An 18,587-nucleotide genomic window follows, 5' to 3' on the forward strand; every position below is an offset into this window, starting at 1 on the left:
ACCCCCAACCCCTCCCCTGAAGGGGAGGGGCTTGTAGTTACGCCAGCTCGACCGGGCTCACTTCATATTGCGCGCGGCGCAGCGCGGTCATCAGGCGGTCGAGATGGTCGCGGTCGCGCGTCTCGCATTCGATGTCGGTGATCAGCCCCTTGGCGGGCAGCGTGGTGAACACGCGCTGATGATAGACCTCGATGATGTTGACGCCCTGTTCGTGGAAGATCCGCGCGACGTTGAACAGCGCGCCCGGGCGATCCTGCAGCCGGATGCGCAGCCGAGCGAGCCGGCCCGAGCGGGCGAGATCGCGCAGCAGCACGTTGGCGAGCAGTCGCGTGTCGATATTGCCGCCGCACAGGATCGTGCCGACCTTCTTGCCGCGGAACCTCTTGGGCTCGGCGAGCAAGGCAGCGAGCCCTGCGGCGCCCGCGCCCTCGACCACGGTTTTCTCGATCTGGAGGAGCAGGCTGACGGCTTCCTCCAGCCGCCGCTCGCTGACCAGGACGATGTCGTCGACCAGCGCCGCGACCATCTTCGACGTGATCCCGCCGGGCTCCTTGACCGCAATGCCCTCGGCGAGTGTATCGCCTTCGCAAGGCATCTCGGTCGCATGGATGCGGTTGTACATCGACGGGTAGAGCTCGGCCTCGACCCCGACGACCTCGAGTGCGCGGCCTTCGGACTTGGCGACCACCGCCGAGCCCGAGATCAGCCCGCCGCCGCCGATGGGGATCACCAGCGCATCGAGATCGGGCACGTCCTCGAGCATTTCGAGCGCCGCGGTGCCCTGCCCCGCGATGATCCGGGCGTCGTCGAACGGATGGACGAAGGTGAAGCCCTTTTCCGCCTCGAGCTCGCGCGAGCGGGCATAGGCCGCGTCGAAGGTCTCGCCGTGGAGGATCACATTGGCGCCGTGCCCCTCGGTCTGGGTGACCTTCACCGTCGGCGTGTTGAGCGGCATCACGATGGTGCTCGGGATGCCGAGCCGGGTCGCGTGATAAGCGAGGCCCTGCGCATGATTGCCCGCGGAGGCGGCGATCACGCCCTTCGAGCGCGCCGCCTCGTCGAGCTGGAGCAGGGTATTGAGCGCGCCGCGCTCCTTGTACGCGGCGGTGAACTGGAGATTCTCGAACTTGAGATAGACCGTCGCGCCGGTCAGCTCCGACAGCGTCTTGCTCACCAGGGTCGGCGTCCGCACGACCGAGCCGATAATCCGCTGCGCAGCATCCCGAACATCGGTGATCGACACGGGGAGCGGCGTTGGCGCCGGTGCTGCTTTGGTGGCCATAGTGGCTCCCGCCTAGACCATCTGGCGCGGCGGGGGAACAGGCCCTATGCGCAATCGCCTATGCTGAAGCTGCCCTTGTCCGCGCGCCTGATGGCCCCGCTCCTCGCGCTCACCGCTCCCGCCATTGCCCGCGCCGACGCACTGGTCGACAACGTCAACGGCATGACGCTCGACGACAAGGGGCAGGTGGTCCGTTTCACCGGGCTGATGCTCAACGGCGACGGCAAGATCAGCTATGTCCTGAAGAGCGGCGAGAAGCGCCCGAAAAAGGTCGACTGGAAGATCGACCTGGGCGGCAAGACGCTGGTGCCCGGTATGATCGACGGCCACGGCCATGTCATGGGCCTCGGCGCGCAATTGCTCCGGCTCGATCTGTCCGAGACCAATTCGCTCGACGAAGCGCTCGCCAAGATCCGCAGCTATGCGGCGGCGAACCCGACCAAATGGATTCTCGGCGGCGGCTGGAACCATGAGCGCTGGAAGCTGGGCCGTTTTCCCACCGCCGCCGAGCTTGACGCCGCGGTGAGCGATCGCCCGGTCTGGCTCGAGCGCGTCGACGGCCACGCCGCCTGGGCGAATAGCCGCGCGATCGCCGCCGCCAATATCACCGCCGCGACCAAGGATCCCAATGGCGGCCGCATCGAGCGCGGCCCCGGCGGCAGGCCCGCGGGCGTTTTCGTCGACGGGGCGATGGAGTTCATCACCAAGACGATCCCCGCGCCGACCCCGCGCGAGCATAATGCCGCCTTCCTTGCGGCGCAGGAGCGGCTGCTGTCGCTCGGCGTCACTGCGGCGGCCGACATGGGCACGACCCAGCAGGACTGGCTGACCTATCGGCGGATGGGCGATCTCGGCCTGCTCAAGGTGCGGATCATGAGCTATGCGAGCGGGGTCGACACTGCGCTCGCCATCGCCGGCCAGGGCCCGACCCCGTGGCTCTATGCCGACAAGCTGCGGATGGGCGGGATCAAGCTGTACGACGACGGCGCGCTCGGCTCGCGCGGGGCCTGGCTCAAGGCGGATTATGCCGATGCGCCGGGTAATAAGGGCCTGCCCTTCCTCACCGACGACCAGTTGCTCAACAGCATGATCCGCGGGGCGATGGACGGCTTCCAGATCGCCGTCCACGCGATAGGCGACCGCGCCAACCAGCAGGTGCTGGATGCGATCGAAGTCCTGTCGGAAACCTATAAGGGCGACCGGCGCTGGCGCATCGAGCATGCCCAGATCGTCGATCCCACGGACCTGCCGCGCTTCGGCAAGTTCGGCACGATCGCGTCGATGCAGCCGGTCCACCAGACCAGCGACATGCACATGGCCGAGGCGCGGCTCGGCGAGGCGCGGCTGGCGGGCGCCTATGCCTGGCGGTCGATGCTCCAGAACGGTGCGAAGCTGGCGTTCGGATCGGACTTTCCGGTCGAGAGCCCCGACCCCTGGGCGGGCTGGGCAGCGAGCTTCACGCGCCAGAACGCGAGCGGCCAGCCGTTCGGCGGATGGCGCCCGCAGGAAGCCGTGACGCGCGAGCAAGGCTGGGCGGGCTTCACCACCGGCGCGGCCTATGCCGGGTTCGCCGAAGATCGGATCGGCCGCATCGCAGTGGGCATGCGCGCCGACTTCCTGGTGCTCGACCGCGATCCGCTGCTCGCGGCTCCAGGCGATTTGCGGGCGACCAAGGTGCTCGAGACCTGGGTGGGCGGCGCGCGGGTCTGGCAGCGCAAATAGCATGATCGCCAAGGGCAGACGCTTCACCCTGCTGCTTGCGGGGGCCAATTGGCGCGAGCGGCTGATCGCGGGCTTGGGCGCCGTTCTCGGCATCGGGTTGTGCGCCGCGATCTCGACCCTGGCCTCGCCCAGCCACGGGCTGTTGCTGGCGGCACCGCTCGGCGCGTCGGCGGTGCTGCTGTTCGCGGTGCCGTCGAGCCCGCTCGCCCAGCCCTGGCCGATCGTCGGCGGCAACATCGTCTGCGCTTTTGTCGGCCTCGCGGTGGCGCAGCTATTCGGACACGGGGCACTGGCGGCCGGAATCGCGGTAGGCGCGGCGATCGTCGTGATGTCGGCGTTGCGCTGCCTGCATCCCCCCGGCGGCGGGACCGTGCTGTTACCGGTACTGGCGCCGGCGGTGCTGGCGCAGGGCTATGGCTTCGCGCTGCTCCCGATCGGGATCAACGCCGTCGCGCTCGCCGCGATCGGCATCGCCTTCCACCGCATGTCGGGACACAGCTATCCCCACCGCCCGATGAAGATCCCGGACCGGCCGCGCCTGCTGATGGAAGACGTGGACGCCGCGCTGGCGGAATCGGGCGAGACCTTCGACGTCAGTCGCGAGGATCTGGAAGCGCTGCTCGACCGGGCGGAGCGGCATGCCGCGGCACGGCGGATTGCTACGGGTAGGCCGCCAAGAACCTGAGGCGGCTAGCGCGCTCCGGATCCCTGGCTGGGGCGGCAGGATTCGAACCTGCGAATGGCGGCATCAAAAGCCGCTGCCTTACCACTTGGCGACGCCCCAACGGGAAGCGGGCTTATAGGACCTTAGAAGAGGCTTTCAACCCAGCCGTGCGGATCGGGTGCGGTTCCGCGCTGGATTGCGACCAACTGTCCACGAAGCTGCTCGGTGAGCATGCCCGGACCGCCATTGCCGATGGTGAAATCGAAGCCGCGGCCCTGGACCCGGCCGATCGGCGTGACCACAGCCGCGGTGCCACAGGCAAAGGCTTCGCGCAGGCGGCCGCTGGCGGCATCGGCCTTCCATTCGTCGAGGCTGTAGCGCTCCTCGCGCACCGTGATTCCGGCGTCGCGGGCGAGCGTCAGCAGCGAATCGCGCGTGATGCCGGGGAGGATCGTGCCGGTCAGCGGCGGGGTCTGGATCGAGCCGTCCTCGAACACGAAGAACACGTTCATGCCGCCCAGTTCCTCGACATAGCGGCTCTCCGCCGCGTCGAGGAAAACGACCTGGTCGCAGTCATGGCCGATCGCCTCGGCCTGGGCGACGAGGCTCGATGCGTAATTGCCGCCGCATTTGGCGGCGCCGGTCCCGCCCGAGGCGGCGCGAGTGTAATGCTCCGAGACCCAGAGCGTCACCGACGGCGCGCCGCCCTTGAAATAGGCGCCCGCCGGCGAGGCGATCACCATGTAGAGATATTCCTGCGCCGGGCGGACGCCGAGGAAAGTCTCGCTCGCGAACATGAACGGCCGCAGATAGAGCGAGGCGCCGTCGCCCTCGGGGATCCAGTCGCGATCGGTGCGGACCAATTCGCGGATCGAAGCGAGGAACATCTGCTCGGGCAGAGCGGGCATCGCCATCCGGTGCGCCGATTCGGCGAAGCGGCGGGCATTGGCATCGGCACGGAACAGCGTCGCGCCGCCATCGGGCATGCGATAGGCCTTGAGGCCTTCGAAGATTTCCTGGGCATAGTGGAGCACCGCGCAGGCGGGATCGAGCTGGATCGGGCGGCGCGGCTCGATGCGGGCATCGTGCCAGCCCTTGCCCGCGGTGTAGCGGATCACCGCCATGTGATCGGTGAAGATCTTGCCGAAACCAGGATTGGCGAGGAGCGCGGCGCGATCGGCTACCGCCACCGGATTGGTGTGCGCCTCGAACTCGAAATCCAGGACCGTCGCGTCTTCCATCACAGCTTCCCGACTCTGCCGGCCCTGCAGCGGACCGGGTTGCGGAGGACTAGGCCGCAGGGTTAGAATGGTCAACATGGCTGCCCCAATTCCTGCGTCGCCCCTGTTCCTGCGCGAACCCGAGATCCGGCGCGGGATCGAGCTGCTCTATTTCGGCTATGCCAATCTGACGCGCTCGATCGATGCGGGGTTGGCCAAGCAGGGGCTGGGGCGTGCGCACCACCGCGCGCTCTACTTCATCGCGCGCGAGCCGGACCTGACGGTGAGCGCATTGCTCGCGATCCTGGGGATCACCAAGCAGTCGCTGGGGCGGGTGCTGGGCGAATTGGCCGAGCGCGGGATGGTCGAGACGCGGACCGGCGAGCGCGACCGGCGCCAGCGGCTGTTGCGACTGACCCCCGCAGGCGCGGCGCTCGAGGCCGAGTTGTTCGAGGCACTGCGCGAGAAGATGTCGACCGCGTACTCGAGCGCTGGCCAGGGCGCGGTCGGCGGGTTCTGGGCGGTGCTCGAGGGGCTGATGCCGGAGAGCGAGCGGAAGTCGGTTTCGGGGCGCTAGCTGGCGGACATGCCCCACCCCCAACCCCTCCCCTGAAGGGGAGGGGCTTTAGAAGGCATCAAGCGACCTTGAAGCCTTCCTTGTTCATCGTCAGCGTCAGCGCCTTGTTGCGCTCTTCGGAGAGCTGGCTGCGCAGCATCGGGAAGAGCTCGGTCTCCTCCTCCTGCATGTGCTTCTCGATGTCGGCGCGGAATTCGCGGACCTTCGCGATCCAGTCCGGCGAGGCGTTGGGGATGTTCTCGAGCTCGTACAGATACTGCTTCACATAGCCATGTTCTTTGGTGAGCTCGTCGGCGGCGTCGACCTGGCCGATCTCGCGCAGCGCCGGGTAGATGACATTCTCTTCCTCGACCGCGTGCTTGAGCAAAGCGTGCTTGAGGTGCGAGAGCAGCATCGAGCGCTTGACGGTGTTGTGCTCGTCGGTCGCCTCGATCGTGTCGAACACCTTGAGCGTCGCCTGGTGCTCGAGGATCAGCGCCTCGTCCCAATTGCCGGCGAGCGCGGTCGGCGCCTGGACGGCGGCCTTGCGGCCGAACATCGCGAGCAGGCCGAGCGCTGCACCGCCGGCGACTGCGCCTGCGACCATTCCGAGATTGCCCGACTTGCCGTCGCCGCTCCTGTTCGACGAAGAGCCCTTGAACCGTCCCTTGCTGTCGCGCGTGGCCGTGGTCGTTACCATTACCGCCTCCGTTTGTTGAAAGAGTCGGAGAGCACAACAAATGCGGGCGGCGCACGTTCCGTGCGGGGGTCGGTGACCGTCAGCGGCGTGCTTCGGCGGCCATTTCGGCGGTGCGCCGGGCGGACGCGGCGAGCGTCTTGTCGAGCAGCGCCTTCAGCGCATCGTCCTGGTCGAGCACGTTGAGGCCCTGGCGCGTCGAGCCGCCGGGGCTGGCGACGCGGTCGGCAAGGACCGAGGGCGGCGCGTCAGCCTGTGCGGCGAGCAGGCCCGAGCCCTCGACCGTGGCGATCGCCAGCCGCTGCGCCTGTTCGGCGGGGAAGCCGAGCGCAGTCCCCGCCTGGGCGAGCGCATCGATGAAGCGATAGACGAAGGCCGGGCCGCAGCCGGAAAGGACCGTGCCGTTATCGAACAGCGCTTCGTCGTCGATCCATTCGACCAGACCCAGCGGCGCCATCAATGCGTCCAGGCCGGGCATGCGTGCGCCGTGGAGCGCGACGACGCCCTTGCCGAGCGCGACGGGAAGATTGGGCATCGCGCGGACGATCTGGTGACCCGGAAAGCGCGCCTGGAGCGTCGCGACATCCGCGCCGGCGAGGATCGAGATCAGGCCGTAGTCGCCTTCAGGCAGCGGACCCACGTCATCGAGCTGGTACGGCTTGATCCCGAGCTGGAGAAAGTCGGGCGCCGGTTCTTCCGGAAACGCCCTGCCGTGGCGGACACCGGCGGGAAGGTCGCGATCGTGACGATTGACGACGAAGACATTCTCCGCCGCGACCGCGCCGCTGGCGATCCATTGCTGGAGCATCGCGCCGGCCATGTTGCCGCAGCCCAGCAGCCAGAGCCGCAGCGGCGCGGCGCCGGTCACGCCTCGCCCTGCGTCTCGATCAGTGCCGAGGCGAGCGCGTCCTGCGGAGTCTTACCGCCCCACAAGACGAACTGGAAGACGGGGTAGAAGCGCTCGCACTCGTCGATCGCGCTCTCGACCAGCAATTCGGCCTGGTCGAGCGTCAGCGTCTTTTCGCCCGCGCCGTCGATCATCGCGGCGTGGCGGAAGAGCAGGATGCCGCTCGCGGACCAGAGCTCGAAATGGCCGATCCAGAGCTGCTCGTTGACCAGCCCGATCGTCTCGTAGACCGCGGCGCGGCGATCGTCGGCGACGCGGATGTCCGGGAAGCCGAGGAACTGGAGCACGCCATCATCTTCGCGCCAGATCGCGCGCAGCTCGTACTCGGTCCAGCTGCCCTTGAACTTGGCGACGATCTCGTCGTCCTCGCGCTCATAGGACCAGCCATGCGCCGCGAAGTAATTTTCGAGCATGTCGATCGGCGCGGCGTCGTCGCGGTCGAATTCGGCCTCGTCCAACATTCCTAACTCCACGCGCCGGGATTGGCTGGAGAGAATCCTGCCAATCGCGTTCCGGAGGCACAAGCGCGCGGTTCGCAACCCTGTCGAAAAGCTGTGGACAAGCGGTGGCTAACCGGTGCGCTCAAGCGTCGGCCTGCGGCGCCTTGGGCGCGCGCGCGGACTTGGCCTGCGCGGCAATCTGCGCCTCGAGCGCGGTCAGGCGGGCCTTGAGCGCATCGTTCTCGTCGCGCGCGGCAACCGCCATCGCCTTGACGGCCTCGAACTCCTCGCGCGCCACGAAATCGAGCCCGCCGATCCATTCGCGTGCACGCTCGCGCGTGGCGCCTTCGGCCTCGCGCGCCATTCCGGCGACGGTGCCCGCCGCGCCGTTCACGAACTTGACGAAATCGTCGAACAGGCGGTTGTCGGTCTGCATTGCGAGCTTCCTAATACGAACTTCAGCGGATCTCTATCTGGTCAACCGTGCGCGAAGGTACAAGGCTTTCGGCATGTGGATTGCGTTGGTCGATCTGGTGCAGCAGCACGAAAGCGAAACCCAGCCAGGCGAGATAGGGCACCAGCAGCAGCCCGGCGACCCGGCGCACCCGCCAGAACAGCAGGATGGTGAGCAGCACCAGCACGAGCAGCGCGCCGATCATCAGCAACGCAGTATCGACCTTGTGCAACCCGAAGAAAACCGGCGTCCAGGCGAGGTTGATCACGAGCTGGACGACGAAGACGAGCAGCGCCGGCCCGCGCCAGCGCGATCCGCGCGCGTTGATCACCAAGGCCAGCGCGAGGCCCATCAGCGCGTAGAGGATGCTCCAGGCGACGCCGAATGCCCAACCCGGCGGCATGATCTCGGGCTTGACCAGCTGGACGAACCACGGATTTTCGTCCCCGCTGGGGGCGAGCTTGCCCGAAGCGAAACCGAGCAGCAGCATGAGCGGAACCGTCACCACCGCCCAGCGGAAATAGGCAAGACGCAACTGACCCTTGGACGCGATCTCTCTCACAACCCGGTTCTCCCTCACCGACGCGTGCAAAACCCGCGTCGTCCCCGGAACGATCCCCTATCCAAAGTCTGCGCAGCCGCAAAGATGCGATCGGCGTTGTCGACCTGTGGAACGACGGATTTAGGAGGCGAGGCATGGAGCGTGTGATGGGCGGCTGCTTGTGCGGCGAGGTGCGGCTGGAGGCGTCGGGTCCGCCCAGCCGGACCGGGCTCTGCCATTGCCTAGATTGCCGCAAGCATCATGGTGCGCTGTTCTATGCCGCGGCGATCTTTCCCGAGGCGGCGGTTACGATCACCGGGGAGACTCGCGATTATCGCGGACGGCATTTCTGCCCGGGCTGCGGTTCGTCGGTGTTCGCGCGGGCCGGGGATGAGGTCGAAGTGCATCTGGGGACACTCGACGCGCCGGACGGCTTCGTGCCGAGCTATGAGAATTGGACGATCCGGCGCGAGGCGTGGCTGCCGCCATTTCCGCTGGCGCGGCATTATGTGCGGGATCGGGAGGGGAATGGGCGAAGCGAGGGGTAGAATCCCTAGCCCATCGGGAGAGGGACCCAAGTCAACGCCGTTCCGCACCGATCAGGAACTCGACATTCCCTTCAGGCCCGGTGATCGGGCTTGGTGTGATGCCGAGCACGGTCCAACCCTCTGCGGCGACCCAGTCGGCCACTTCGCGGCAGACGCGGTCGTGCACTTCCGAGTCGCGTACCACCCCACCCTTGCCGACTTCGCTGCGCCCCGCCTCGAATTGCGGCTTGATCAGCGCGGCCAGGCGGGCATGCGGCTTGGCGAAACCGAACGGGACTTCGAGCACCTTGGCGAGGCCGATGAAGCTGGCGTCGCAGACGATCAAATCGACAGCCTCGGGGATGTGCGCTTCGGTGAGGATGCGCGCGCTGGTCTGTTCGAGGACGATGACGCGCGGGTCCTGGCGGAGCTTCCAGGCGAGCTGATTGGTGCCGCTGTCCACCGCATAGACCCGCGCTGCGCCGCGGCTGAGCAGCACGTCGGTGAAGCCGCCGGTCGACGAGCCCACGTCGATCGCCACCGCATCGGTGACGTCCCAGCCGAAATGATCGAGCGCGTGCGCCAGCTTGATCCCGCCGCGCGATACCCAGGGATGATCGCGGCCCTTGACGTCGAGCGCGACATCGTCGGCGAGCTGCTGGCCGGGCTTGTCGACCTTGCGATCACCGGCGAAGACGAGGCCCGCCATGATCAGCGCCTGCGCGCGCGTGCGGCTCTCAGCCAGACCGCGGTCGACGAGCATCTGATCGGCACGTTGCTTGGGCATGCGCCGCTTTAGGCACGCGCCCTACCCGGCCGCAACCACTCCGGACATAAAGACCATGGCCAAGTGCCGCCAAGCGAGGCACAAGTTGTTCTCAACTTCGGGGGAAGCTTTATCATGACGCCGAGTCCAGCTTGCATCGCGCTCGTCCAGCAATTCGAAGGTTGCGCGAAGAAACAGGCCGATGGCAGCTTTATCGCCTATCCGGATCCGGGCACCGGCGGCGACCCGTGGACAATCGGTTGGGGCACCACCGGCGCCGACGTCAAGAAGGGCGCGATCTGGACCCAGAAGCAATGCGATGATCGGCTGATCAGCGACATGACCAGCTTCGCGGCCAAGGTCTCGACGGCACTCGGCAGCGCGAAGACGAGCCAGCACCAGTTCGATGCGCTGGTCAGTTTCGCCTACAATGTCGGCATCGGCAATCTTTCGAGCAGCACCTTGCTCAAGATGCACAAGGCAGGCGACTTCGCCGGCGCGCAGCAGCAATTCGCGCGGTGGAACAAGGCGGCGGGGAACGTGCTGCCCGGGCTGACCAAGCGCCGGGCTGCCGAGGCGGCGCTGTACGGCAGCTGATCGGAACGTTTCGCACGCCGCGACGGTTGGGTCGCGATGGCGAAACAGGACGATCATGCGCAGGTCTGGGCGCGGTTTCACGAGGCAGTGAACATGGCGCCGGCCGAGATCGAGGAATGGCTCGACACCGACGAAAGCCGCGCGGTCGGCTTCAAGCGCGACGGCGGCGAGAGCGTCGGCCACGCCTCCGGCCGGCGGATCGTGCAGATATTGCGGACCAAGAAGGCAGAGCTCGACGGAGGCGACTATGCGCATATGCGCAAGGTGGTCGGCTATGTCCGCCGTCACCTCGCCCAGGGGCCGCGCGACGAACACAAGATTCCCGGCTCGCGCTGGCGCTATTCGCTGATGAACTGGGGCCACGATCCCCTGAAGGACTGAGGAACAGGTATCCGCCAGGCCCGTTGAAGCGGCAAATATAGGGAAACCGCAATGGCAAACAGCACCGGCAAGACTTCGAAGACCCCCGCACGCACGCGCCGCCCCAAGACCGCCGCCAAGGCTCCCGAGGCCCGGGGCAACGGCAAGGCGCTGGCGATCGGGACGCTGTCGCTCGGCGCAGTCGCGGCGGCGGCGTTCGCCTTGTTCAAGCTCGGCAAGAACGCCCGCGGCAGCGCGGAGCATGTCCCGACCGACCTGATGGGCGACACGCATCCCGGACCCGAAGATCGTGCGCCGGTCGATTTCCGTCCCGATCCCACCGCGCCGATCCCCGCGGGCGAGCGCGATGCCTTCCGTCCGGCGCTTGCCGGCGCGTCGGCGCCGACCCTGGTCAAGGGACAGGCACGCGAGAACGAGCGGCTCGACGCCACCCCTTCCTGAGCGCGCAACCTTTCGCGGCGGCGGAGCATTCTCCCTGCATCGAAGCATTTGCAAGGGAGATTGACATGCGCGCCATCCTGTTGGGATTGCTGGCGGCGACCGCCGTTTCGGGCTGCACCGACACCGGCTATGGGCCGCGTTCGGCGAGCTATGACGGTTATCGCAGCTATGACTGGAACCGGCCGGACCCATCGTACAACGGCTATTATGCCGACCGCTATTATCGCGACGACAGGCGATATCGGGAACGTCGCCTGTCGCGCGACGAGCGCGTCTATCGCGGGCAGGACGGCCGCTATTATTGCCGCCGCTCGGACGGCACGACCGGGCTGATCGTCGGCGGCGTCGCCGGCGGAATCCTGGGCAACATCATCGCGCCGGGCGGCTCGGAGCTGCTCGGCACCGCGCTGGGCGCCGCCGCGGGCGCCGCGGTGGGATCGTCGGTGGACCGTAACAACAACGACGTCCGCTGCCGCTAAACTGTCGGAGCGCGGCGGCATCCGGCCGCCGCGCTCCTTTACCATTTGGGGGAAACCGCATGACCACGCGTACCGCTACCGCCCGCTACGAAGGTTTCGGCAAGGACGGCAAGGGCAAGCTCGACAGCCCGTCGGGCGTGCTCGCGGCGACCCCCTATAGCTACAATACGCGTTTCGGCGATGAGAAGGGCACCAACCCCGAAGAGCTGATCGCCGCGGCGCATGCCGGCTGCTTCACGATGGCGCTGAGCTTCGCGCTCGCCAAGGCCGGGTTCAGCGAGGGCCGCCTCGAAACCACTGCTGCGGTCAAGCTCGAGCAGGATGGCGACGGCTTTGCGATCACGCATTCGGACCTGACGCTCAGAGCCGAAGTGCCCGGCATTTCGGAGGAGCAGTTCGACGCGCTCGTAGCGGGTGCAAAGGCCAATTGCCCGGTGTCGAAGCTCCTCAACGCCGAGATCAGCCTGACGCACACGCTGGCCTGAGCGGCATCCGCGTCGAATCTCCACCAATGCGCTGGGAATCCGCTGGCGAGCCGATCGGCCGCAGTGTATCATCGCTCGTTAGCTGATGGAGCATGCCATGGCGACTGCGCTGACTCTTCCCGCGAATCTCTCCCTCGTCGAAATCTCGGCGGCGTCGGCACCGTGGCGCGACTTGTTCGCGGCACCGGCGCAGGCACACGTGCCCTATCGCGCCGGCACGCCTGCCGAGCGCAACCTGCTGGGCGCGCGGCTCGATTCGGCGGTGACGCATGCGCAAGGCGCAGTGCTGCTGGTGGCCGAAGGCGCCGGCTGCTTCGCGACGGCCTGGTGGGCCCGGCTATCGCCGGCTTCGTACGTGTCGCGGGTCGCCGGTGCGCTGTTCTTCGACCCCATCGACGAGCGCGAGAGCATGGAGACGCTGCTCGACACCTTCGCCTCGCCGCGCACCCGCCTGCCCTTCCCGTCGATCGTGCTCGGCCGCGACGACAAGAGATCGGCGCTGGCAGCGCGGGTCCAGACGCTCGCCGATACCTGGGGCAGCGGCGTGGTCGCCGGCTCGCGCAGCGACTCGCCGGGCCCGCTGCGCCGCACCCGCGGCGTGATCGAGCGGTTCACGGCCGGAGTCGTGGCACGCGAGGTCCGCACCGGGCGAACGCTGATGGGCCGTATCCGCGCGGTCTGAGCCGCGGTCAATGCTCGCGGAAGGAGGACCAGAAGCTGCCGAGCAATGGCTCCAGCGCGTAATCGAGCGCGGTGCGCTTGCGCAGCGGGATAAGCACCTGCACCGGCATTCCCGCACGCAGCGCGAAATCGCGCCCGCGGACATTCTGGATCAAATGGAGCTGGTCGAGCGGGACGGTGACCTCGCCGGTGAAATAGCTCATCCCGCTCTTCTCGTCGGTGAAGCTGTCGGCGGAGAGCCGCGTGAGCTTGCCTTCGAGATTGGGCAAGGTCCGCTCGTGCAGCCCGGAGAATTTCACGAGCGTGCGCTGGCCGACCGATAGGTCGTCAGCATCCTCGGGCGAGATTCGCGCCTGGATGCGCAGCGGGGTACGCTCGGGAACGACGTCCATCAGTTTCTGGCCGGGTGCGACGACGCCGCCCGGCGTGAAGACGGTGAGGCCGACCACCGCGCCGGTCGCCGGGGCACGGATCGCGGTGCGCTCGAGCTGATCGCGCGCGGCGGCCCAGCGCGGCAGCACGTCGCCAAGCCGGGTGTCGACATCGCGCAGATCGGCGGCGCTGCGCTCGCGGAAGGTGCGCTCTGCCTCGAGGCCCTGGATCTCGCTCTCGCGTGCGGCGCCCCGGGTCTGCGCGACGCTGGCGCTGTACTGGCCGCGCTGGCCGATCAACTGGGCGCGCGCGCGTTCGAGCTCGCGCATCCGCGTCTCCGAGACGAAGCCTTTTTCCGCGACCGGCCTGAGTGCGGCGATCTGCTCCTCGATCAGGCGCAGCTGCTCGGCGGAGGAGACCACCTGCTCGCCATAGCCGCGGCCCTGCTCACCCGCCTGCGAGACGCGCTGTCCCAGCGCGCCGCGCTGCGCGACGAGCACGGAATTGCGTACTCGCAGCTCGGTCTGCTGTGCCTGCATCGCCGCCGCCGCTTCGGCGCGGTCTTCGGGCGCCAGCGTGGCGAACTCGCGCGGCTGGACGAGTTGGCCGCGGCCGGCCTGCTCGGCGTCGAGCCGGGCGCGCTGGGCCAGGAGGCGGATCGCCTGCGATGCGAGCGCGCGCTCCTGCGCCTGCACTTCGGCGGCGGCGAGCTGGACGAGCAATTGCCCGCGCTCGACCCGCTGGCCCTCGCGCACATAGATTCGCCCGACCACCCCGCCGTCGCGGTGCTGGACCGACTGGCGCTGACCCGAGACGACGAGCGTGCCCGGCGCATACGCGGCGGCGTCGAGCCGGGCGAACGCCGCCCAGCCGAGGAAGACGACGAAAAACAAGGCCGCGATGATCACGCCGGCGCGGATCTCGCCGCGCGGATCGGCAACCGGCGGCGCGGCGGTCGTAGGGACCGCGGAGGCGGGCGACAGGAGAATGGGCGCGTTCATCCGCTTGCCTTTGCGGTTGGGGGCGTCACGCGCCGGACGTTGGGCGGGGCGATCTTGGGCAGCACCTCGTCGCGTGGACCGTACAGCTCAGCCCTGCCCTCACGCAGGACGAGCATCTTGTCGACCACCGGCAGGATGCCGAGCTTGTGCGAGACGATCAGGATCGTGCGCCCCTCTTCCTTGAGCTTCGCCAGCGCGGCGACGAGGGCGGCGTCGCCTTCGGTGTCGAGATGGGCGTTGGGCTCGTCGAGGATGAGGATGCGCGGATCGCCATAGACCGCGCGGGCGAGCGCGATGCGCTGCGCCTGCCCCGCCGAGACACCGCGCCCGCCGAGCTTGAGCTGGTGATCATAGCCGTTGGGCAGCCGGCGGATCAGCGGATCGGCACCGACCTTGCCCGCCGCGGCGATCACCGCCGCGTCGACATGCGCGCGATCCTCGCCGAGCTCGCCGGCGAAGCGCGCGATATTCTCGGCGACCGATCCCGCAAACAGCGCCGAATCTTGCGGCAGATAGCCGATATGGCGGGCGAGCTGCTCGGGGTCCCAATCGCGCATGTCGGCACCGTCGAGGCGGATCGTGCCGCGATCGGGCGGCAGCGCGCCGGCGATCGTGCGTGCCAAGGTCGACTTCCCCGCGCCGCTCGGCCCGACGATCGCGACGACTTCGCCGGGCTCGATCCGCAGCGACACCGCACTCAGGATCGCGCCATCGCGCGCCTCGTTGAGCACGGTCACGCCTTCCAGCAGCACCGCGCCCTGCGGCGCCGGCAGGCGGGTCGGCTCGGACAGCGCGACGCTGCCGTCGAGCAGGGTGTTGAGGCTCTGATAGCTTTGCTGCGCCTGGACGATCGTCTTCCAGGTCCCGATCAACTGCTCGATCGGGGCGAGCGCACGCGCGATCAGGAAGGAGGCGGCGAAGATCGCCCCGCCCGAGATCATGTTGTCGACCGCGAGCAATGCGCCGAGCCCGAGCGCGAGCGACTGGAGCGCCAGCCGGGTGAATTTGGTGGCGGTGAGATAGCCCCCGGCGGCGAAGCTCGCCTCGGTCTGCGCGACGAGCATCGCCTCGCGCTGGCGCAGCTGCCGCGAGACCAGCGCGCGGCGCATGCCGAGCGCGCGGATGCTGTCGCTAGAGGCGAGGAGCGCATCCTGATTGGCATAGGAGGTGCTGGCGATCTGCTGCGCGCGATCGAGCCGGCTGCGCGTCGCGCGCTCGTTCGCCCAGGCGATCAGCGGCAGGACCACGCAGCCGAGGATCGCGACGACGCCGATCCACGGGTGCACCAGGAAGCAGACGAGGATGTAGATCGGCACCCAGGGCGCATCGAACAATGCGAGGATTCCCGAGCCGGTCAGCGTGCCGCGCATCACGTCGAACTCGCGCAACGCCTGGCGCGCGCCGGGGAAATCGGGCCGCCCCAAGGTTGCGTCGAGGATCAGCGGCGCCAGGGTGGCGTCGAGCTGGACGCCGGCGCGCACGAGCAAGCGCGTGCGGATGCGATCGAGCAGCGACAAGGTCGCCAGCGCAAACAGCAGCACCATGGTCAGGAAGACGAGCGTCTGGACGCCCTGGGTCGGCACGACACGGTCGTAGACCTGGAGCATGTAGAGCGTCGGAACGATGTAGAGCAGGTTGATCAGCGCGCTGAACACGGCGGCCGACACGAAGTGCCGACGGCACAAGGCCAGCGCCGCGCGCATCGTGCTCAAGGGACGTTCAACGCGCATTGGGAGTGTCCGTGAGAAGAAGTGCCCCGCAACCTCGACGGTTACGGGGCACGATCTTGGTACCGATCTTGGTCTTAGGCAATCATCAGAAGCCGTGGGCGAGATCCAGCAGGAGCCGCGGGCTGTACAGCGATTCCGCGAAGCTGCCGCTCGTGCCGCCCGAAGCGAACCCATCGGTGCCGTCGAAGCCCGCCACGCCTGCGAGATTGCCATCGATGCTCGGCTGGTGCGTCGAGTAGTAATCCTGCGCGCCATATTTGACGGCCGAAGCATTGCTCACGCCGAGCAGCGTGACGCTGCCCGTGGTGAACGACAGGACCAAATCGTTGACGCCGTCGCCGTTGACGTCCTGCACGCGGGTGCGGGTGACGCGGACGCCGTCGTCGAGGATGATCGAGTCCTCGGCGGTGTTGAAGTCATAGATGGTGTCGTCGCCGAAGGTCGCCCCGAAGTGGAAGCTGTCGGCGCCCGCGCCGCCCCAGAGCTTGTCGTTGCCATAGCCGCCGACCAGCACGTCATGGCCGTTGCCGCCCCAGAGCTGGTCGTCGCCCATATTGCCGAAGAGCACGTCCTGGCCGTCGCCGCCGTCGAGCTTGTCGTTGGCGAGACCGCCCGAGATCAGGTCGTGCCCGCCCAGGCCGTTGATCGTGTCGTTGCCGAGGCCGCCGCCCCACAGGCGGTCCTCGCCGGCGGTGCCGTTGATCGTGTCGTTGCCGTAGGTGCCGGTCCGCGTCACGCCGTCGGCGATGCCGGTGACGGTGACGTCGACCGTCGCCGTGCTGGTCAGGCCGGCAGCGTCGGTGATCGTGTAGGTGAAGTGATCGACCTGGGTGGCGCCCGGCGCGAGTGCGTCGAACGCATCATTGTCGGCAACGTATTTCAGCGTGTGCGTGGCGGCGTCGAAGATCACGCTGCCCAGGGTGTCGCTGGTGTCGACCGACTTGATCGTCGGGGTCTGGCCGGCATCCGGATCGCTGTCGTTGCCGAGCAGGCTGGTCCAGAGATTGGCGGTGGTGGCGTCCTCGTTGACCGCAACCGCGTCGCGCACCGCGACCGGCGCTTCGTTGACGTCGGTGACGGCGATCGCGAAGCCCTGCTGGGTGCTGAGCCCGCCGCTGTCGGTGACCTTGGCGACGAGATTGTACGAAGCGACGGCCTCATGGTTCAGCGGCGCGGTGGTGGTGATCACCCCCGTGGCCGCGTCGATCGCGAACAGGCCGCCGGCATTATCGACCAGTGAGTAGGTCAGCGTGTCGCCCGGGGTGTCGGTTGCCGAGACGGTGCCGACGACGGTGCCCGCGGGCAGATTCTCGGCGACGCTGGCGTTGCTCAGCGTGACGTCGTGCGGCGCCGCGCCGAGACGGAGCAGCGCGAGCTGCGGATCGTGGTCGGTCGGGCGGGCGCCGCCGAACTCGGAATTGAGGTGCACCGAGTCGTACTGCGCGTTGCCGACCAGACCGCCGGTGACCAGGATGTTGTCGATCTGCTGGGCGTTGCCGTTGAACATGTAGCTGTAGCGCTCTGCCTCGGGGAGGAGCGTGTTGAGGTTGGTGAACACCCCGCCCTGGGCCGGATCGGTGAGCTGGGTCTGCGCCTGCTCGAAATAGAAGCCGTTCCAGTCGCCGAGCAGGGCGACGTTGAGCGAGGGATCGTCGGCGAGATGCTCCTGGACCCAGGCCTTGACCCCGGCGGCCTGCGCGGTGCGCGCCGCATCGCCCGCGTCGAGCGCCGGCTGGTGATCGCCCCACAGCGGCTCGCTGCCGAGACGCGAAGTGAGGTGGACGTTGATCGTGGTGATCGTCTGGCCGGCAAAGGCGAACTGGGCCACCAGCGGCTTGCGGGTGCCGTTATAGGCCGGACCGTCGATCAGCTCGGCGCTGCCCTCGACATAGTCGACACGGTCGACATTGTAGAAATAGCCGTTGCGGATGTTGCCGCCGCCCTCGCCGCCGGTCGAGCCCGGCGTGGTCGGCGCGATCTCGACATAGGCGTAATGCTTGCCCGAAGCGGCGTAGATCGCGTCGATCAGGCCCTGCGCAGTGACCGTGCCCGACAGGTTCGAGCCCGAGCCGGCGCCGTCGGCGTCCTGGATCTCCTGCGCGGCGATGATGTCGGGCGCGCCGAGATTGTAGACGATATCGTGAGCGAGGATGTCGAACTTGTTGTCCGACGTGTCGAGATTCTCGAGATTGTAGGTCGCGATCGAGAGGTTGTTGGCGTCGCCGTGGAGCGACGTGGTCTCGCGCTCGAGCGTCACGTCCTTGGTGACGGTGACCGCTTCCGTCACGATCACTTCGTAATTGTCGAAGGCATAATTGACCACGCCGGTGACGCTGCTCAGCTGGTCGCCGATGCTGTGGCCCGGGGTGTAACCGGCGAAGATGCCGCTATCGTCGTCGATCTGGATCTTCTCGGGGTTGTAGTCGGCCACGCCCCCGCTGCCCGGCGAGATGGTGATGCCGCCGCGATCATTGACTCCGGTCGCGCCATTGCCGTGCGAAGCGACGACATCGGTCTCGCCGAACTCGTTGGTGTTCGACACCGCCTGCGGCGTGTCGATGGTGACACGCATGCCTTCGAGCGATTCCCAGAAGTCGATGCCGTCATGCAGGGGATCGTAGCTGGTGAGGCCGTCATTATCGAT

The 18,587-nt window shown here is 67.8% G+C and carries 21 protein-coding genes and 1 tRNA gene; 10 read left to right on the forward strand and 12 right to left on the reverse strand.

Annotation, left to right across the window (positions count from 1 at the left end; genetic code table 11):
- Positions 1-37 precede the first annotated feature (37 nt).
- Positions 38-1,282 carry a threonine ammonia-lyase gene (locus AC3WJI_RS19640; protein ID WP_492758988.1) on the reverse strand — a complete coding sequence of 415 codons (1,245 nt, stop codon included), beginning with the start codon at positions 1,280-1,282 and terminating at the stop codon, positions 38-40.
- A gap of 90 nt (positions 1,283-1,372) precedes the next feature.
- On the opposite strand from AC3WJI_RS19640, the gene AC3WJI_RS19645 reads away from it, so the two are divergent.
- Entirely contained in the window at positions 1,373-3,004 is a 1,632-nt protein-coding gene (locus AC3WJI_RS19645; protein WP_492758989.1) for an amidohydrolase, read from the forward strand.
- A gap of 1 nt (position 3,005) precedes the next feature.
- Entirely contained in the window at positions 3,006-3,689 is a 684-nt protein-coding gene (locus AC3WJI_RS19650) for an HPP family protein (RefSeq protein WP_492758990.1), read from the forward strand.
- A 24-nt stretch (positions 3,690-3,713) separates the two neighbouring features.
- Here AC3WJI_RS19650 and AC3WJI_RS19655 read toward each other — a convergent pair.
- Positions 3,714-3,788: transfer RNA gene (locus AC3WJI_RS19655), tRNA-Gln, on the reverse strand.
- A gap of 23 nt (positions 3,789-3,811) precedes the next feature.
- Positions 3,812-4,909, reverse strand: a complete 1,098-nt coding sequence (locus AC3WJI_RS19660; RefSeq protein ID WP_492758991.1) for a branched-chain amino acid aminotransferase — start codon at positions 4,907-4,909, stop codon at positions 3,812-3,814.
- Between the two features lie 76 nt (positions 4,910-4,985).
- Between AC3WJI_RS19660 and AC3WJI_RS19665 the strand changes: the two genes are divergently transcribed.
- Positions 4,986-5,465, forward strand: coding sequence for a MarR family transcriptional regulator (locus AC3WJI_RS19665; RefSeq protein ID WP_492758992.1), 480 nt, complete (start codon positions 4,986-4,988; stop codon positions 5,463-5,465).
- Between the two features lie 58 nt (positions 5,466-5,523).
- Here the strand turns inward: AC3WJI_RS19665 and AC3WJI_RS19670 are convergent, their stop codons facing one another.
- The 5 genes from AC3WJI_RS19670 to AC3WJI_RS19690 all read right to left on the reverse strand — a co-directional run bounded on the left by AC3WJI_RS19670 (position 5,524) and on the right by AC3WJI_RS19690 (position 8,504).
- Positions 5,524-6,144, reverse strand: coding sequence for a hemerythrin domain-containing protein (locus tag AC3WJI_RS19670; RefSeq protein ID WP_492758993.1), 621 nt, complete (start codon positions 6,142-6,144; stop codon positions 5,524-5,526).
- Positions 6,145-6,223: 79 nt separating this feature from the next.
- Positions 6,224-7,009: a pyrroline-5-carboxylate reductase family protein gene (locus tag AC3WJI_RS19675; protein WP_492758994.1), complete on the reverse strand. Its 786-nt coding sequence runs from the start codon at positions 7,007-7,009 to the stop codon at positions 6,224-6,226.
- A complete protein-coding gene (locus AC3WJI_RS19680) occupies positions 7,006-7,509 on the reverse strand; it encodes a type III secretion system chaperone family protein (protein WP_492758995.1) in 504 nt (167 codons plus the stop codon). Before AC3WJI_RS19680 ends, AC3WJI_RS19675 begins: the two co-directional genes overlap by 4 nt.
- Before the next feature lie 121 nt (positions 7,510-7,630).
- A complete protein-coding gene (locus AC3WJI_RS19685; RefSeq protein WP_492758996.1) occupies positions 7,631-7,924 on the reverse strand; it encodes an accessory factor UbiK family protein in 294 nt (97 codons plus the stop codon).
- A 22-nt stretch (positions 7,925-7,946) separates the two neighbouring features.
- Positions 7,947-8,504 carry a TspO/MBR family protein gene (locus AC3WJI_RS19690; RefSeq protein ID WP_492758997.1) on the reverse strand — a complete coding sequence of 186 codons (558 nt, stop codon included), beginning with the start codon at positions 8,502-8,504 and terminating at the stop codon, positions 7,947-7,949.
- A gap of 134 nt (positions 8,505-8,638) precedes the next feature.
- Here AC3WJI_RS19690 and AC3WJI_RS19695 point away from each other — a divergent pair, with 134 nt between their 5' ends.
- A complete protein-coding gene (locus AC3WJI_RS19695) occupies positions 8,639-9,031 on the forward strand; it encodes a GFA family protein (protein WP_492758998.1) in 393 nt (130 codons plus the stop codon).
- 31 nt (positions 9,032-9,062) lie between these two features.
- Here the strand turns inward: AC3WJI_RS19695 and AC3WJI_RS19700 are convergent, their stop codons facing one another.
- The gene (locus AC3WJI_RS19700; protein ID WP_492758999.1) at positions 9,063-9,797 is read right to left on the reverse strand and encodes a TlyA family RNA methyltransferase; all 735 of its coding nucleotides are present in this window, start codon (positions 9,795-9,797) and stop codon (positions 9,063-9,065) included.
- A gap of 114 nt (positions 9,798-9,911) precedes the next feature.
- Between AC3WJI_RS19700 and AC3WJI_RS19705 the strand changes: the two genes are divergently transcribed.
- The 6 genes from AC3WJI_RS19705 to AC3WJI_RS19730 all read left to right on the forward strand — a co-directional run bounded on the left by AC3WJI_RS19705 (position 9,912) and on the right by AC3WJI_RS19730 (position 12,841).
- Positions 9,912-10,373 carry a lysozyme gene (locus AC3WJI_RS19705; protein WP_492759000.1) on the forward strand — a complete coding sequence of 154 codons (462 nt, stop codon included), beginning with the start codon at positions 9,912-9,914 and terminating at the stop codon, positions 10,371-10,373.
- Between the two features lie 36 nt (positions 10,374-10,409).
- Positions 10,410-10,754: a DUF3140 domain-containing protein gene (locus AC3WJI_RS19710; RefSeq protein WP_492759001.1), complete on the forward strand. Its 345-nt coding sequence runs from the start codon at positions 10,410-10,412 to the stop codon at positions 10,752-10,754.
- Positions 10,755-10,805: 51 nt separating this feature from the next.
- Entirely contained in the window at positions 10,806-11,195 is a 390-nt protein-coding gene (locus AC3WJI_RS19715) for a hypothetical protein (RefSeq protein ID WP_492759002.1), read from the forward strand.
- Positions 11,196-11,260: 65 nt separating this feature from the next.
- Entirely contained in the window at positions 11,261-11,674 is a 414-nt protein-coding gene (locus AC3WJI_RS19720; RefSeq protein WP_492759003.1) for a glycine zipper 2TM domain-containing protein, read from the forward strand.
- A 59-nt stretch (positions 11,675-11,733) separates the two neighbouring features.
- Positions 11,734-12,159: an OsmC family protein gene (locus tag AC3WJI_RS19725; RefSeq protein ID WP_492759004.1), complete on the forward strand. Its 426-nt coding sequence runs from the start codon at positions 11,734-11,736 to the stop codon at positions 12,157-12,159.
- 97 nt (positions 12,160-12,256) lie between these two features.
- The gene (locus AC3WJI_RS19730; RefSeq protein WP_492759005.1) at positions 12,257-12,841 is read left to right on the forward strand and encodes an alpha/beta hydrolase; all 585 of its coding nucleotides are present in this window, start codon (positions 12,257-12,259) and stop codon (positions 12,839-12,841) included.
- A 7-nt stretch (positions 12,842-12,848) separates the two neighbouring features.
- On the opposite strand, the gene AC3WJI_RS19735 is transcribed toward AC3WJI_RS19730, so the two are convergent.
- The 3 genes from AC3WJI_RS19735 to AC3WJI_RS19745 form a co-directional block, all read right to left on the reverse strand.
- Complete coding sequence (locus AC3WJI_RS19735; RefSeq protein ID WP_492759006.1) at positions 12,849-14,213, reverse strand: HlyD family type I secretion periplasmic adaptor subunit; 1,365 nt, start codon at positions 14,211-14,213, stop codon at positions 12,849-12,851.
- Complete coding sequence (locus tag AC3WJI_RS19740) at positions 14,210-15,943, reverse strand: type I secretion system permease/ATPase (RefSeq protein ID WP_492759007.1); 1,734 nt, start codon at positions 15,941-15,943, stop codon at positions 14,210-14,212. The genes AC3WJI_RS19735 and AC3WJI_RS19740 overlap by 4 nt, the downstream gene beginning before the upstream one ends.
- A gap of 85 nt (positions 15,944-16,028) precedes the next feature.
- Positions 16,029-18,587 (reverse strand): DUF8508 domain-containing protein (locus tag AC3WJI_RS19745; protein WP_492759008.1); only part of this gene is annotated, 2,559 nt, incomplete at its 5' end.

Source organism: Sphingomonas sp. FW306-1B-B10E (assembly GCF_058782005.1).